This window comes from Mycolicibacterium hodleri, from assembly GCF_025822245.1.
Classification (GTDB): Bacteria; Actinomycetota; Actinomycetes; order Mycobacteriales; family Mycobacteriaceae; genus Mycobacterium; species Mycobacterium hodleri.
Map to the genome: position 1 here is coordinate 200,231 of NZ_JACKTL010000017.1, position 13,561 is coordinate 213,791.

General features: G+C 69.1%; 17 protein-coding genes and 1 riboswitch. Of the genes, 10 read left to right on the forward strand and 7 right to left on the reverse strand.

From position 1 onward, the window contains the following. The first annotated feature begins 6 nt into the window (after positions 1-6). The 4 genes from H7J06_RS04945 to H7J06_RS04960 are packed head-to-tail and all read left to right on the forward strand — an operon-like array spanning position 7 to position 2,630. Complete coding sequence (locus tag H7J06_RS04945; protein WP_264037576.1) at positions 7-546, forward strand: Na+/H+ antiporter subunit E; 540 nt, start codon at positions 7-9, stop codon at positions 544-546. Next, positions 543-824, forward strand: coding sequence for a monovalent cation/H+ antiporter complex subunit F (locus H7J06_RS04950; protein ID WP_264037497.1), 282 nt, complete (start codon positions 543-545; stop codon positions 822-824). The genes H7J06_RS04945 and H7J06_RS04950 overlap by 4 nt, the downstream gene beginning before the upstream one ends. Further along, positions 821-1,159 (forward strand): monovalent cation/H(+) antiporter subunit G, encoded by a 339-nt coding sequence (gene mnhG, locus H7J06_RS04955; protein WP_264037499.1) that lies wholly within the window; start codon positions 821-823, stop codon positions 1,157-1,159. Before H7J06_RS04950 ends, mnhG begins: the two co-directional genes overlap by 4 nt. Before the next feature lie 19 nt (positions 1,160-1,178). Beyond that, a complete protein-coding gene (locus tag H7J06_RS04960) occupies positions 1,179-2,630 on the forward strand; it encodes a DUF222 domain-containing protein (RefSeq protein ID WP_264037500.1) in 1,452 nt (483 codons plus the stop codon). Positions 2,631-2,637: 7 nt separating this feature from the next. Here the strand turns inward: H7J06_RS04960 and H7J06_RS04965 are convergent, their stop codons facing one another. Genes H7J06_RS04965 through napA form a run of 5 tightly spaced genes read right to left on the reverse strand, consistent with a single transcriptional unit; the run spans position 2,638 to position 5,989 of the window. After that, on the reverse strand, positions 2,638-3,270 hold the full coding sequence (locus H7J06_RS04965; protein WP_264037577.1) for an LON peptidase substrate-binding domain-containing protein: 633 nt from the start codon (positions 3,268-3,270) through the stop codon (positions 2,638-2,640). Between the two features lie 40 nt (positions 3,271-3,310). Beyond that, positions 3,311-4,462 (reverse strand): glutamate--cysteine ligase, encoded by a 1,152-nt coding sequence (locus H7J06_RS04970; protein WP_264037501.1) that lies wholly within the window; start codon positions 4,460-4,462, stop codon positions 3,311-3,313. Continuing rightward, entirely contained in the window at positions 4,443-5,150 is a 708-nt protein-coding gene (gene sodC, locus H7J06_RS04975; RefSeq protein WP_264037502.1) for a superoxide dismutase[Cu-Zn], read from the reverse strand. The genes H7J06_RS04970 and sodC overlap by 20 nt, the downstream gene beginning before the upstream one ends. Positions 5,151-5,160: 10 nt before the next feature. Beyond that, complete coding sequence (locus H7J06_RS04980) at positions 5,161-5,628, reverse strand: LytR C-terminal domain-containing protein (protein WP_264037503.1); 468 nt, start codon at positions 5,626-5,628, stop codon at positions 5,161-5,163. Positions 5,629-5,680: 52 nt separating this feature from the next. Further along, positions 5,681-5,989: a nucleoid-associated protein NapA gene (gene napA, locus H7J06_RS04985; protein WP_149477849.1), complete on the reverse strand. Its 309-nt coding sequence runs from the start codon at positions 5,987-5,989 to the stop codon at positions 5,681-5,683. 134 nt (positions 5,990-6,123) lie between these two features. Between napA and H7J06_RS04990 the strand changes: the two genes are divergently transcribed. From H7J06_RS04990 to H7J06_RS05000, 3 genes are read left to right on the forward strand one after another with little or no spacing between them, the layout of a single operon-like run. Next, on the forward strand, positions 6,124-6,717 hold the full coding sequence (locus H7J06_RS04990; RefSeq protein WP_264037504.1) for a peptide deformylase: 594 nt from the start codon (positions 6,124-6,126) through the stop codon (positions 6,715-6,717). 9 nt (positions 6,718-6,726) lie between these two features. Then, positions 6,727-7,614 (forward strand): N-acetylglutamate synthase, CG3035 family, encoded by an 888-nt coding sequence (locus H7J06_RS04995; RefSeq protein ID WP_264037505.1) that lies wholly within the window; start codon positions 6,727-6,729, stop codon positions 7,612-7,614. Between the two features lie 4 nt (positions 7,615-7,618). Next, positions 7,619-8,413: an exodeoxyribonuclease III gene (locus H7J06_RS05000; RefSeq protein WP_264037507.1), complete on the forward strand. Its 795-nt coding sequence runs from the start codon at positions 7,619-7,621 to the stop codon at positions 8,411-8,413. Positions 8,414-8,417: 4 nt separating this feature from the next. On the opposite strand, the gene H7J06_RS05005 is transcribed toward H7J06_RS05000, so the two are convergent. Further along, positions 8,418-9,353, reverse strand: a complete 936-nt coding sequence (locus H7J06_RS05005) for a lysophospholipid acyltransferase family protein (RefSeq protein WP_264037508.1) — start codon at positions 9,351-9,353, stop codon at positions 8,418-8,420. Between the two features lie 55 nt (positions 9,354-9,408). Next, on the reverse strand, positions 9,409-11,154 hold the full coding sequence (locus H7J06_RS05010) for an MFS transporter (protein ID WP_372515234.1): 1,746 nt from the start codon (positions 11,152-11,154) through the stop codon (positions 9,409-9,411). Between the two features lie 141 nt (positions 11,155-11,295). Next, positions 11,296-11,406: riboswitch (TPP riboswitch) on the forward strand. 41 nt (positions 11,407-11,447) lie between these two features. Here H7J06_RS05010 and thiD point away from each other — a divergent pair. From thiD to H7J06_RS05025, 3 genes are read left to right on the forward strand one after another with little or no spacing between them, the layout of a single operon-like run. Next, positions 11,448-12,293: a bifunctional hydroxymethylpyrimidine kinase/phosphomethylpyrimidine kinase gene (gene thiD / locus H7J06_RS05015; protein WP_264037509.1), complete on the forward strand. Its 846-nt coding sequence runs from the start codon at positions 11,448-11,450 to the stop codon at positions 12,291-12,293. Then, positions 12,283-12,900, forward strand: a complete 618-nt coding sequence (locus H7J06_RS05020) for an alpha/beta hydrolase family protein (RefSeq protein WP_264037510.1) — start codon at positions 12,283-12,285, stop codon at positions 12,898-12,900. The genes thiD and H7J06_RS05020 overlap by 11 nt, the downstream gene beginning before the upstream one ends. Before the next feature lie 18 nt (positions 12,901-12,918). Then, positions 12,919-13,530 carry a septum formation family protein gene (locus H7J06_RS05025; protein WP_264037511.1) on the forward strand — a complete coding sequence of 204 codons (612 nt, stop codon included), beginning with the start codon at positions 12,919-12,921 and terminating at the stop codon, positions 13,528-13,530. Positions 13,531-13,561: the final 31 nt, after the last annotated feature.

Sequence of the window (13,561 nt, forward strand, 5' to 3'; positions counted from 1 at the left end):
ATCCAGTTGAGAACCATCCTTCTACGGGCCTGGGTGGTGTGCTGGCTGACGCTGGTGTGGATTCTGTTGTGGGGCAACGTCTCCGCGGCCAACGTGGTGGGTGGCGTCGCCGTCGCGTTGGTGATCACACTGCTGTTGCCGTTGCCGCCGGTGCCCGTCGAGGGCAAGCTGCATCCGCTGTCTTTGGTGCGGTTGGTCGCGCTGATCGCCTACTACCTGGTGCTGTCGTCGGTTCAGGTGGCCTGGCTCGCGATCAAGCCGGGCCCGCCACCGCGCAGTGCCGTGCTCCGCGCACACGTGGCGATCAAGTCCGACCTGGTGCTGGCGTTGACCGTCAGCGCGCTCAACCTCATCCCCGGTGGCATCGTGCTGGAGATCGACCAGACGCGACGCTTGATCTACGTACACGTGATCGACGCGGGCAGCGACAAGGCGGTCGCGCGCTTCTACCGTCAGGTCGCCGACATCGAGCGCTTGATGATCGCGACGTTCGAGAAGGACGCCGACTGGCGGGCCAGCGCGGAGAGGGAGGCGAGCGCCGAGTGAATGCCGTGTGGACCATCTCGGCGGTGATGTTGATCGCCGCCATCGCCGTCACCATGTTCCGACTGCTCGCCGGCCCTGGCACGCTGGACCGGCTGGTGGCGCTGGACACCTTCGTCGCGGTCACGATGTGCTCCATCGGCACGTGGGCGGCCTACAGCCTCGACACCACGGTGACCTACAGCCTGACCGCACTGGCGCTGATCAGCTTCGTGGGCTCGGTCAGCGTGGCGCGCTTCCGCGTTCGAGACACCGACCGGGCGGACGGGGAGCCTCAGTGAGCGGCATTCTGGACGTACTCGCCGGTGTCCTGGTGCTGGCCGGTTCGACGCTGGCCCTGACCGCGGCGATCGGCGTGGTGCGGTTCCCCGACACCCTGTCGCGAATGCACGCCGCCACCAAGCCGCAGGTGCTCGGGCTGTTGCTGGTGCTCGTGGGCGCGGCCCTGCGGCTGCGTGGCCATCCGGACGTCGGAATGTTGATCCTGGCCGGCCTCTTCACCCTGATCACCGCGCCGGTGGTGGCCAACCGGGTCGGGCAACTCGCCTACCGGGAGCAGAGCTTCCGCGACGACCTGCTGACCAAGGACGACATGGCGGACCGCCCCGAGGACTGACGGGCTTGTCGGTGGTCGAATGTATGTTCGAATCATGTCCGGGGTGGCAGTACGAGAGGCGATGGCGGCACTGCGCGACGCCCACGACGCGCTCGCGGCCTGCGACGTCGACCTGCTGACCCGCACCGAATTGTTGGCGACCCTCGACGAACTCGAGGCGCTGACCTGTCAGCTGCCCACCCAATTGCACCGACTGCTGGCCCGGCTCCAGCTCGAGACGACGGCGAAGGAACTGGGCGCCAAGTCCTGGCGGGACGTGCTCACCATCCGGTGGCGCATCTCGAGCGCCGAGGCCGGCCGCCGGCTGACCGACGCCGCGCTGCTGGCACCGCGGGGAGCACTATCCGGCGAGCCGCTCGAGCCGGAGCTCCCCGCGACCGCCAAGGGCCAGGCGCTGGGAATGCTCAACGGCGAGCACGTCAAGGTGATCCGCAAGGCGATGGCGCGCATGCCGGGCTTCGTCGACCCGCACACGCGCGGGCAGATCGAAGTGGACCTGGTCCGCACGGCGAGCCGAGTCGGCCCCAAGGAGTTGAAGGACTCCGCCGATCTGACGCTGTTCCTGCTCGACCAGGACGGTCCCCCGCCCGACGACACCGAGCGCGACCGCAAGCGCGGTGTCTCGAAGGGCAAGCAACGCCACGACGCGATGACGCCGATCACCGGAGAACTCACGCCCGAGGCGTGGTCCGTCTGGGAGGCGATCTTCGCGAAGTACGCCGCACCCGGGATGTGCAACCCCGCCGACGACGAACCCTGCACCTCCGGGACACCGACCCAGCAGCAGATCGACGACGACCACCGCAGCCTGGCCCAACGCCAGCATGATGCGATGGTCGCCGTCGGCCGCATCGCGCTGATGAGCGGGCGGCTCGGTCAGCTAAACGGGTTACCGGTATCGGTGATCATCCGAACCACCCTGCAGGACTTGGAGTCTCGCGCAGGTGTGGGCGTGACCGGCGGTGGAACGATCATGCCGATTCGCGACGTCGTCCGGCTCGCCGGCCATGCCAACCACTACCTGGCGGTGTTCGACCGCGCCACCGGGTCGGCGCTGGATCTGTTCCGGACCCGGCGGGTGGCGTCGGCGGCGCAGCGGATCATGCTGATCGCCCGCGACGGCGGGTGCACCAAACCGTGCTGCACCGTCGGCGCGTATGGCTCGCAGATCCATCATGCTCGGCGCGACTGGGCGGCCGGCGGACTCACCAACGTCGACGATCTCGCCTTGGCCTGCGGGCCCGACAACCGCTTGGTGGGCGCCGAGAACGGGTGGACCACCACCGTCAACGCCAGTGGCGACGTCGAGTGGATACCGCCGCCGCAGTTGGACACCGGACAGGCCCGGATCAACCACTACCATCGCCCCGAACGGCTGCTGCACCCGGCAGACGACGCAGAAGCATTGTGGCACGACGACGATGCCGACCACCCTGGCGGACCGGCGCCGCCCACCGACCAGGTGGCGTGAGTGCGAGCTAGTCTGGCGTGCCGCCGCCCGCGAGCTGAAACTCGATCATCGCGGCCACGGTTTCGACGGCGTCGCGCAACGCGTCCAACCGCGCCGCCGCCGACGGCGCGGCGAGTACCGCGTACCGGTCGGCCTGGCCCATCGGCACGCGGGACGACAACGCGTACAACCGTCGTCCGGCGTCGTCACCGGGTTCCGGTTCGCCGAGCAGTTCGAGACGCGACGGAAGCGTCGTCTTCTTCGCCGCCGCCAGCCGCTCGAAGGTCTCCATCAGGCGATCCTCCACGGCGGCGATGTCGTCTCCGCTGACGGCCGAGCCCGGCTCGTCTGGCCACGGCTCGACGTCGGCGCGCGGGTACGGGTCGTCGTCGAGCCACGACGTCACGCGAATCCGCTCGCGCATCTCGCATGCCAACAGGTAGTGGCCCTCGCCCAGGTCTTGGTACTCCACGATGTGCGCCATCGAACCCACGTCGCACCGGGCGTCCTCGCCACCGACTTCGCGCCCCGCGGCGATCAGGACGACGCCGAATTCCCGCGCGTCGCCGAGACACTCGCGGACCAGCGCGCCGTAGCGGGGTTCGAAGATGCGCAGCGGCAGTTCCTCACCCGGTAGTCGGACGGACTCCAGCGGAAACATCGGCCTGATGGTCACTGGTGACACCTACCCGCCCGAGGACCTAGAGAACCAACTCGGCGATCAACGCGTCGACGACGGCCCGCAGATCGCCGTCGTTGTCCTCGGCGACCCGCCGCTGCCGCTGATACGAGGCGCCCGTCTGATAGATGCTCGACACCAGTGCCAGCTCGTCGGCGCAGCCCAGCGACGTCGCGACCGGCTCCAGTTTGTTGAGCAAGTCGTCGAGGTCCTCGGTGACCAGACGCTCGTTGCTGTCCTCGTCGAGGATGATCACCGCGTCGAGGCCGTATCGCGCCGCCCGCCACTTGTTCTCCTGCACGTGCCACGGGGGCATGGTCGGCAGGTGCTCGCCCGCGTCGAGGCGCCGGTCCAAGTCGACGATCAGGCAGTGGGTCAACGCCACCAATGCACCGAGCTCGTCGATGTTGGAGATGCCGTCGAAGATTCGCACCTCGATGGTGCCCAGATGAGGCGAAGGCCGTATGTCCCAACGGATTTCGTTCATGTGGTCGATGATGCCGGTCTTCTTCTGGTCATGGACGAACTGCTCGAACTGGGACCACTCCTGGAAGTGGAAGGGCAGGCCCGCCGTCGGCAACTGCTGGAACATCATGGCCCGGTTGCTGGCGTAACCGGTGTCACCACCGTCCCAGTACGGCGACGAGGCTGACAGCGCCAGCAGGTGCGGGTAGTGGTTGAGCAGCGAGGTGATGATCGGCATGACCTTGTGCGCCGAGGAGACCCCGACGTGCACGTGCACGCCCCAGATCAGCATCTGCCTGCCCCACCACTGGGTGCGCTTGATCAGCTCGGCGTAGCGCGGCGCGTCGGTCAACTGCTCGGCCGACCACTTCGCGAACGGATGGGTGCCCGCGCAGAACAGTTCCATCCCGCGGTCGCGGACGATGCGGCGGGCCGGCGCGAGGGTAGCCCGCAGATCGTCCATCGCCTCGCTCGCGTTGTCGCAGATGCCGGTGACGACTTCGACGGTGTTGCGCAGCAATTCCTTGTGCACGTGCGGACTTTCGCCGATCTCGGCGATCACCGCGGCAGCCTCGTTGCTCAGCTCACGCGTCTCGGGGTCGACCAGCGCGAACTCCCACTCGACCCCGATGGTCGGCCGAGCCGACCCCTTGAAGTCGATCCGTTGAGGTCTCGGACCGACCGTCGACTCACTCGGGGGAAATGACACCGCACGCCACCCGCTTACCGGCGTCGCCGGTGGCCATCGTCGTCTCGTCGGGGCCGGGAGTGCCGTTGACCTGCTGGTAGCGCTCCGGCGGGATGTTGGCGAAGTTGTCGGCCTTCTCGTGGATGATGATGGCCGTCTTGGTGCCGGCCTCCAGATCCGCCGCGGTGAAGGCGTCGGTCGTGGTCACCGACATCGCCGAACCGTCGGCACGCACCTGCAGCGACGAGAGGTCACCGCTGGCCGGGTGCCCGGAGTGGCCGCCGACCTGGAAGTGGGCGCCCGCAGAGTTGAAGTCGCCGGGCGCTCCGCCGGTCGGAGCGACCGAGGCCGGCTCGCACTTGCCCACCGAATGGATGTGCATGCCGTGGAAGCCCGGCGTCAGCTGGCCCGAGGCGGTGGTCTTGACGGTGATCGTCGCGAACCCGCCGGAGAACACGAACTGCGCGGTCGCCACCGAGGTGCCGTCGGCGGTCTTCAAATCGGCGGTGAGCGTCTCGCCGGCCGCTGTCGTGGTGGCCTCGGCGCCCTGGCCTGCCTCACCGGCGGCCGACGGCGGCGGCGAGCCGGTCCACACGGGCGGAGTGGTGCCAGGCTGCGTGGCGACCGGCTCATACGGGGAGCATGCGGCCGCGATGGGGACGATGAGTGCCGCGGCGGCGAGAAGGCGAAGCGGGGCAGGGATCGGCATGTCGGAAAGCCTAACCGGTGACCGCCACGATCACGCCGGGCGGTTGCTCTGCGACCGCGGGTGTCCTCGGTTCCACGGCCGCGCCGAGCAGGGCACCGATCTCGTCGGCGGCTTCCTTCTCCCCTGGCGCCTCGCCGAAGTACACGGTCGTGCCGTTGAGGCCCTCCAGGGTGAGATTCCCGGTCTCGGTCACGTTCCACTCGGCGTCGCGCAGTCGGGTCGCGGTCTGATCGGCCAGACCCGCCACCTCGGAGGTGTTGAACACCCGCACGTCCGGCTTCGCAGCGGCCGGTGCGGAGGTCTGCGACGACGACGGCGCGGCGCTCGTCGCGGTGGTGGTGGCGCTCGAGGAGCCGGCGTCGTCGTCGTTCCCGGAATTCATGGCCTGGAACCCGACCAACAGAAACACGACACCGAGGAACAGCAGCACCATGACCATGGCGCGCAGCGGCAACCCGGAGGAGTCTCGTTGATTCATCGCACTCACTGTATCGAGCCGGTGCCCTCGGGCGAAAACCCTCAGGTACCGATCACGTCACGTCGAAGCCGAGGCGGCGGGCGGCCCGCGCCTTCTGGCGGCTGGCCCGCACGCGCCGGAGACGCTTCACCAGCATGGGGTCCACGGCGAGGGCTTCCGGACGGTCGACCAGGGCGTTGAGCACCTGGTAGTAGCGCGTCGCCGACATGGAGAAGAGTTCCTTGATCGCGTCTTCCTTGGAACCCGCGTACTTCCACCACTGCCGTTCGAAGGCCAGGATGTCGTGTTCGCGGCGGGTCAGGCCGTCGGCGAGAGCCTCGTCGTCCCCGGACTTTTCAGTCCGCGCAATGGCGCCGTCCATTTGCTCTGTGGACCCTTCCAACACTGATGACATTCCGGTGGTGACGGCCCACATTCAACCATGGCAGACCGGTTGGAGCCGTGACCCTTGCCCGCGAGTCGGCGGCGGAGCGGTCGCCCACTAATCTTCTCCGCATGGCCGTCGTACCCATCCGCATCGTGGGAGATCCCGTCCTGCACACCGCGACCAGTCCGATCCCCGTCGGTGACGACGGCTCGCTGCCCGCGGAGCTCGCCGATCTCATCCAAGACCTATACGACACGATGGACGCCGCCAACGGTGTCGGGTTGGCCGCCAACCAGATCGGGATCTCCCAGCGCGTGTTCGTCTACGACTGCGCCGACGAACGCGGGCTGTCGAGCCGCCGTCGCGGCGTGATCGTCAACCCGGTGCTCGAGACGTCCGAGGTGCCGGAGACCATGCCGGATCCCGACAACGACGACGAGGGCTGCCTGTCGGTACCCGGTGAGTCGTTCCCGACCGGCCGGGCCAGTTGGGCACGGGTGACGGGTCTGGACGCCGACGGCACGCCCATCACCCTCGAGGGCAACGGGCTGTTCGCCCGGATGCTGCAGCACGAGACCGGCCACCTCGACGGGTTCCTCTACATCGACACGTTGATCGGCAGGCATGCCCGCGCGGCGAAGCGGACCGTGAAGTCCAACGGCTGGGGCGTTCCGGGGCTGACCTGGACACCCGGCGAGGATCCCGACCCGTTCGGGCACTGACCAGCCATCGTGGTTGAGCTTCCCGAGGTCGGCACCAGGGTCAGCCTGCGGTACCGCCTGCCCGCGGGCTCGGTACCACCGATGAGCGACGTCGTCGGGCACCTGCGCGAGATCGGCCCCACGCTGCGGGTGCAGACCAAGCTCGGCGACGAGGTGACCGTCTCGGCCGCCGACGTGGTGTCGGTCAGGCCGCTGTCGGCGGCGCCGGTCCGCAACCGCGACATCCGCAACCTCGAACACGCCGCGGCGCTCGGCTGGCCGGGCGTCGAGCAGGAGTGGGTCGGCGGCTGGCTGCTGCGGTTCGGGCACGGCAGCACCAGGCGGGCGAACTCGGCGGTGCCGTTGCTGCCCACGCCCGGCGAGCACGTCGACGAGATTGCCGACTGGTACGCCACCCGCGGCGCACCGGCGCTGCTCGCGGTGCCGGATCGGCTGTTCGGCATTCCGCCCGGTCACCCGACCGACGGTGAGAACGTGGTGATGGCACGGCAATTGACCGAGGGGGTCGCCGCGGCGACGGCGCACGTGGCGCCCCGGCCGGACGACGACTGGTTGCGCCTGCATCCGAGGCAGGTGCCGGTCGACGTGCTGACCGCCGTCGTCGACGGCGTCGTGGCGTTCGGGCGAGCCGAGGACGCCGCGGTCGGCCGGGTGGCGGTCACCGTGGCTCCGGACGGCACCCGGTGGGCCGGCCTGTCGTCGGTCCACGTCGCGGAGAACGCCCGCCGTCGCGGTCTGGCGCGGTCGCTGTGCGAGGCGCTGCTGGGCTGGGCCGTCGACCAGGGCGCCACCCGTGCCTACGTGCAGGTTCTCGCCGACAACGCGCCCGCGAAGAAGCTCTACGAGTCGACGGGGTTCGGCGAGCATCACCGCGCCCGGTACGTGTCGCTAGGGTAACCGCGTGCGACTGGCCACCTGGAACGTCAACTCGATCCGCTCCCGCATCGATCGGGTGACCAGCTGGCTGGAACGCGCCGACGTCGACGTGCTGGCGATGCAGGAGACCAAGTGCACCGACGCGCAGTTCCCGACCATGCCCTTCGCCGCGCTGGGCTACGAGGTGGCGCACGTCGGGCACAACCAGTGGAACGGCGTGGCGATCGCCTCCCGGGTGGGGCTCGACGACGTCGAGCTCGGCTTCGCGGGCCAGCCCGCGTTCAACGAGGCCGACGAGGCCAGGGCGATCGGCGCCACGTGCGGCGGGGTGCGGGTCTGGAGTCTCTACGTGCCCAACGGCCGCACCGTCGAGGACCCGCACTACACCTACAAGCTGGAATGGCTTGCGGCGCTGCAGAACACCGCCGCCGGCTGGCTGGCCGCCGCTCCCGCCGCGCCGATCGCATTGGTCGGCGACTGGAACATCGCGCCGACCGACGACGACGTGTGGGACGTCGAGGTCTTCAAGGGCAGCACCCACGTCACCGAGCCGGAGCGGGCGGCGTTCCGGGCCATCGAGGCCCAGTTCGCCGACGTGGTCCGGCCGTTCGCGCCGCCGCCGGGCAACTTCACGTACTGGGACTACACGCAGCTGAGGTTCCCCAAGCGCCAGGGCATGCGCATCGACTTCATCCTCGGGTCGGCGGCGCTGGCCGCCCGGGTGACGCATGCCGAGATCGCCCGCGACGAACGCAAACCCGGCAAGAAGGGCACGCCCGCGCCGAGTGACCACGCGCCGGTCTTCGTGGATCTCTCCTAGAAGTTCAGCCGAACAGCGGAAGCGCTCGCTTGCGCGCCAATGCGTCCATCCCGCGCTGGATGCTCCGCTGCACCTCGTCGTACTTCTGGTCGACGTAGGCGTCGTCGTCGGCTCGGGCCGGATCGGCGTCGATCTCGACGGCCGGCATGAAACGGGTCCTGATCTTCGCGGGCAGCGGGAGCTGCGGCAGTGCCGCCGGAGCGATGCCCCAGGGCAGGGATATCGCCAGCGGAAAGACCTTGAGCCGCAACAACTTGTCGAGTCGCAACGCCTTCGACAGCCGATCTCCGCGGATCAGGACCGGCATGGCGTCGGCGCCGCCGACCGTGGCGATCGGCACGATCGGAACCCCGGCGCGGATGGCCATCTTGACGAAGCCCGTGCGGCCGGCCAGGTTCGCGACGTCGCGCTCCTGCCACGGCCGCAGCGAGTCGACCTCGCCGCCGGGCCACAGGGCCACGTCGCGGCCCTCGGCGAGCGCGGTGGCGATCGAGTCCGGCGCTGCGGGCAGCACGCCCATCGCTCGGAAGTACGGGCCGATCACCGGGATGGCCATCAACGCGTCGTGGGCGGTGCCGTGCAACGGGCGCTCCTGACCGAAACGGCGCCACCACTGAACCCCCACGGTCCAGGCGTCCCAGACGAACGGTGCACCCGAGTGGATGCCCACCAGCAGCACCGGGGACTCCGGCAGGTTCTCCCAGCCGTCCATCTCCATCCGGAACCAGTAGTCGACGAGAGCGTTCCACAGGAACTTCTGGCGCTGCATGGTCGTCTCGTCCTGGCCGGACAGGTCCCACTCCGACGCTCGCTCGGCGATCCAGCCGGCCACCCCGTCGCCGGAGTCGGCTCGCCTCTCGGCCACCTTCCGCCTGGCGTCCTCGGCGTGCCGTCGGGACTGGGCGCGGACCTCGGGCGGTCGGGTGTCGCTGGTCGTCATGGGGGTCACATACCCCCAATGTGCCCGGGGTCACACCCGCGGGCGACAACTCACCTCACGCGACGTTGTCGGCGCCCGCCTCGGAGCCGTAGCGGCCCGGGTTGAACAGCGACGCCGCCGCACCGAGCAGCATCATCACCGCGGCGGCGATGAACACCACGCTCAGCCCGGAGTGGAACGGTTCGGTGATGAGTTGCGGGAAGAACGTCTTGCCGGTCAGCAGGTCGGCGTTGACGCCGGGCTGGGTTAACGCGCCCGAGGGTCCGAGCAACTCGCCCATCGGGTTGTAGCCCAGGAAGGCCGCGAACAGGCTGCCCACCGGGGGCAGGTTGGCCACGTCGTTCGCGACCGAGGCCGAAACCCCTTGGGCCTGAAGGCCGGTGCTCATCGCCGAGGGCAGGGTGTGGGCCAGGCCGACGATCATCAGCGAGAAGAAGACGCCGATCGACAGCGACGAGCCCGCGTTGAAGAACGTCGCGCGCACTCCCGATGCCGCGCCGCGCTGGGCGGCGGGCACGCTCGACATGATTGCCGCGGTGTTGGGCGCCGTGAAGATGCCGCCGCCCAGACCGTTGAGGAATACCAGGAGGGCGAACACCCAGTAGTCGAAGTTGACGGGGATGAGCACCAGTGCGATGAACGTCGCCGCCATCAGAAGCATGCCGCCGACGGTGAACGGCCGGGCACCGAAGCGGTCCGACAGGGAGCCCGCGAGCGGCCCGGCGACCAGGAAGCCGACGGTGATGGGCAGCAGGTAGATGCCCGCCCACAGCGGGGTGGACTCGAAGCTGTAGCCGTGCAGCGGAAGCCAGATGCCCTGCAGCCAGATGATGAGCATGAACTGCAGACCGCCGCGGCCCATCGACGACATCAGCCCGGCGAGGTTGCCCATGCCGAACGACGCGGACTTGAACAGCCGAACGTCCACCATCGGTGAGTCGACGTGCAGTTCGATGAGGCAAAACGCCACCAGCAGGAGTAGGCCAATGCCGATGGCGCCCAGCACCATCGGGTTGGTCCAGCCGGTCGTGGCGTCACCGTAGGGCTGGATGCCGTAGGTGATGCCTGCAAGAAGCACCGTCAGCCCGAGCCCGAAGGTCAACGTGCCGGGCCAGTCCAGCTTGCCCGGGGTGCGGGCGCCCAGCTCGCGCAGCGACCGGACGCTCCAGATAGTGCCGGCGATGCCGATCGGCACGCCGACCCAGAAGATGGCCTTCCAGTGCCATTCGGACAGGAAGCCGCCGATCAGCAGGCCCAGGAACGAGCCGGCGACGGCCGAGACCATGTTGACGCCGAGCGCCATGCCGCGCTGGTTGGCGGGGAACGCGTCGGTGAGGATGGCCGACGACGACGCCATCAACATCGCGCCGCCGACGCCTTGGACGACGCGCCAGCCGATCAGCCACAGGGCGCCACCGCCAAGGTGGAACGGGTCGAACGACAACGCGACCGCGGCGGCCGTGAACACGACGAAGCCCCAGTTGTAGATCCTGACCCGGCCCAACATGTCGCCGAGCCGACCGAAGGGGACCACCAGGACGGCGGTGACCACCAGGTAGCCCATCAGCATCCACAGCAGGTAGCTGACGTTGCCGGGGGCCAGCGGGTTGAGCCCGATGCCGCGGAAGATCGCGGGCAGCGAGATCAGCACGATCGACGCGTTGATCGTTGCCAGCAACGTGCCAAGTGTGGTGTTGGACAACACGACCCACTTGTAGTGCGGGTGGTCGTGGTCCATCCGGCGCCGACGTTTGGCGGTGTCGGCGAGGGCTTCGTCGGTCTTCGTCATCTCAGTCGTCATCGGCTTCGCTTCACGTATCGGCAATCGGAGCATCGCGGGCCACGCTGCCCAAAACACATATGTTAGCTATACAAAACATCTCGTGGCAATTCCTATTCCCGTTCCCCCTCGCGCGCCGACCGGACGCTGGGGTACGTTCGCTTCCGTCCGCGCGGGAGTGCACGCAAGTGCGCTGAGAGGACGGCTAGCGCGCCGTCGACCGTATGAACCTGACCGGGTAATGCCGGCGTAGGGAGTGTTGAGATGAGCCATGTCGCCGAGGGTGGCAACCGCGTCTATCTACCCTTGAGCACGTGAACTACCTACCGCTCACCCCGCCGGGGCAGACCCCGCTGCGCGTGATGACCATCGCAGGCACCGATTCCGGTGGCGGCGCGGGTATTCAGGCCGACCTGCGAACGTTTGCCCTGCTCGGCGTGCACGGGTGCGTGTCGGTGCCCGCGGTGACCGTGCAGAACTCGTTGGGCGTCAGGGCTTTTCACGAAATCCCGGTCGACGTCGTCGCCGGGCAGATCCGGGCCGTCGCCGAGGACATCGGCATCCAGGCCGCGAAGACGGGCATGCTGGCGTCCTCGGAGATCATCGGCGCCATCGCCGCCACGTGGCGCGACCTGTCCGCCGAGGGTCTGGCGCCGCCGCTGGTCGTGGATCCGGTGTGCGCCTCCATGCACGGTGACCCGCTGCTGCACCCCTCGGCGCTGGACGCGATGCGCGTCGAGTTGTTCCCGTTGGCCGCGCTGGTCACCCCGAACCTCGACGAGGTCAGCCTGATCACCGGGATCGACGTCGTCGACGAGGCGACGCAGCGCGACGCCGCCCGCGCGCTGCACGCGATGGGTCCGGCGTGGTCCCTGGTGAAGGGCGGTCACCTGCGTTCGTCCACGCGCAGCACCGATCTGCTGTTCGACGGCACGGAGTTCCACGAGTTCGTCGCCGAGCGCATCGACACGGTCCACGACCACGGCGCCGGAGACACGCTCGCGGCCGCGACGGCGTCGGCGTTGGCGCACGGCCGTTCGATGCCCGAGGCGGTGGCCTTCGGCAAGGCGTGGGTCACCGAATGTCTGCGCGGCGCCTATCCGTTGGGCGCCGGCCACGGCCCGGTGTCGCCCCTGTTCCGGTTGGCCGATGGAGTTTGACGCGATCGCGGGCGTGGCCCACGCGCCCGCCGAGGAGGCGACCGGCATCGTCCTGCTGACCCACGGCGCGGGCGGCAACCGCGAATCGCCGATGTTGGTCAAGCTGTGCGACGAGTGGGCGAGCCGCGGGTGGCTGGCCGTGCGCTACGACCTGCCCTACCGCAGGCGCCGTCCGAAGGGGCCGCCGTCGGGTTCGGCCGCCGCCGACCAGGCGGGCGTCGTCCACGCGGTGGCGCTGGCCCGCTCCCTGACCTCCGGGCCGGTGCTCGTCGGCGGTCACTCCTATGGTGGCCGGATGACGTCGGTGGCGGTCGCCGACGGTCTCGCGGTCGACGTCCTGACGCTGTTCTCCTATCCGCTGCATCCGCCGGGCAAGCCAGAACGCGCCCGCACCGAGCACCTCCCCCGGATCACGGTTCCCACCGTGTTCACCCACGGCACCTCCGACCCCTTCGGCACCATCGACGAAGTGAGGTCCGCGGCCGCCCTGGTCTCGGGTCCCACCGAGGTCGTCGAGGTGACCGGCGCCCGCCACGATCTGGGCTCCAAGACGCTCGATGTTCCCGCGTTGGCCGTCGACGCCGCAGTCCGGTCACTGCGGCCCTGATCCTGCTATCTTCCGGTGATGACCTGGCCGTCGGGAGACCCGAACCAGCCACCTGCCTACCAGCACCCGGGTGCGCAGTACCCGCCGCCGCCACCCCTGCCGTATCAGCAGGGGCCCTACGGTCCGCCGGGGCAATACGGTCAGCCGCCGGCCGGGTATCCGTACCCGCCGCCGCCGAAGAAGAAGTCGCGCAAGGGCCTCATCATCGGGCTCTCGGTGGGCGCCTTCCTGCTCGCCGCATGTGTGGTGGGGGCCGCGGTGTTCTTCCTGGTCGTCACGAAGGACAAGGTGGTCGCGACCGACCTGGCCGTCGGCGACTGCCTCACCGAGATCCCCGACGCCTCGTTGGTCCAGCTGGTTCCGAAGACCGACTGCAGCCAGCCGCACGCCGGCGAGGCCTATGCGGTGCTGAACATGCCCGACGGCGCCTACCCCGGCGAAGCCACGATCACCGAGTGGCAGAACAAGTGCCCCGCCGAATTGGAGTCCTACTCCCCGGACGCCATGCAGGACTCCTCGGTCGGCGTGTTCGTCCTCTACCCCACGGCCGAGACGTGGGGCCAGGGCGACCGGGCGATCGTCTGCATCGCCACCACCGAGGACAAGCGCACCGGATCGCTCAAGGGCTGACGGCCGAACCGGACCTCCCGGTACCTGAGGT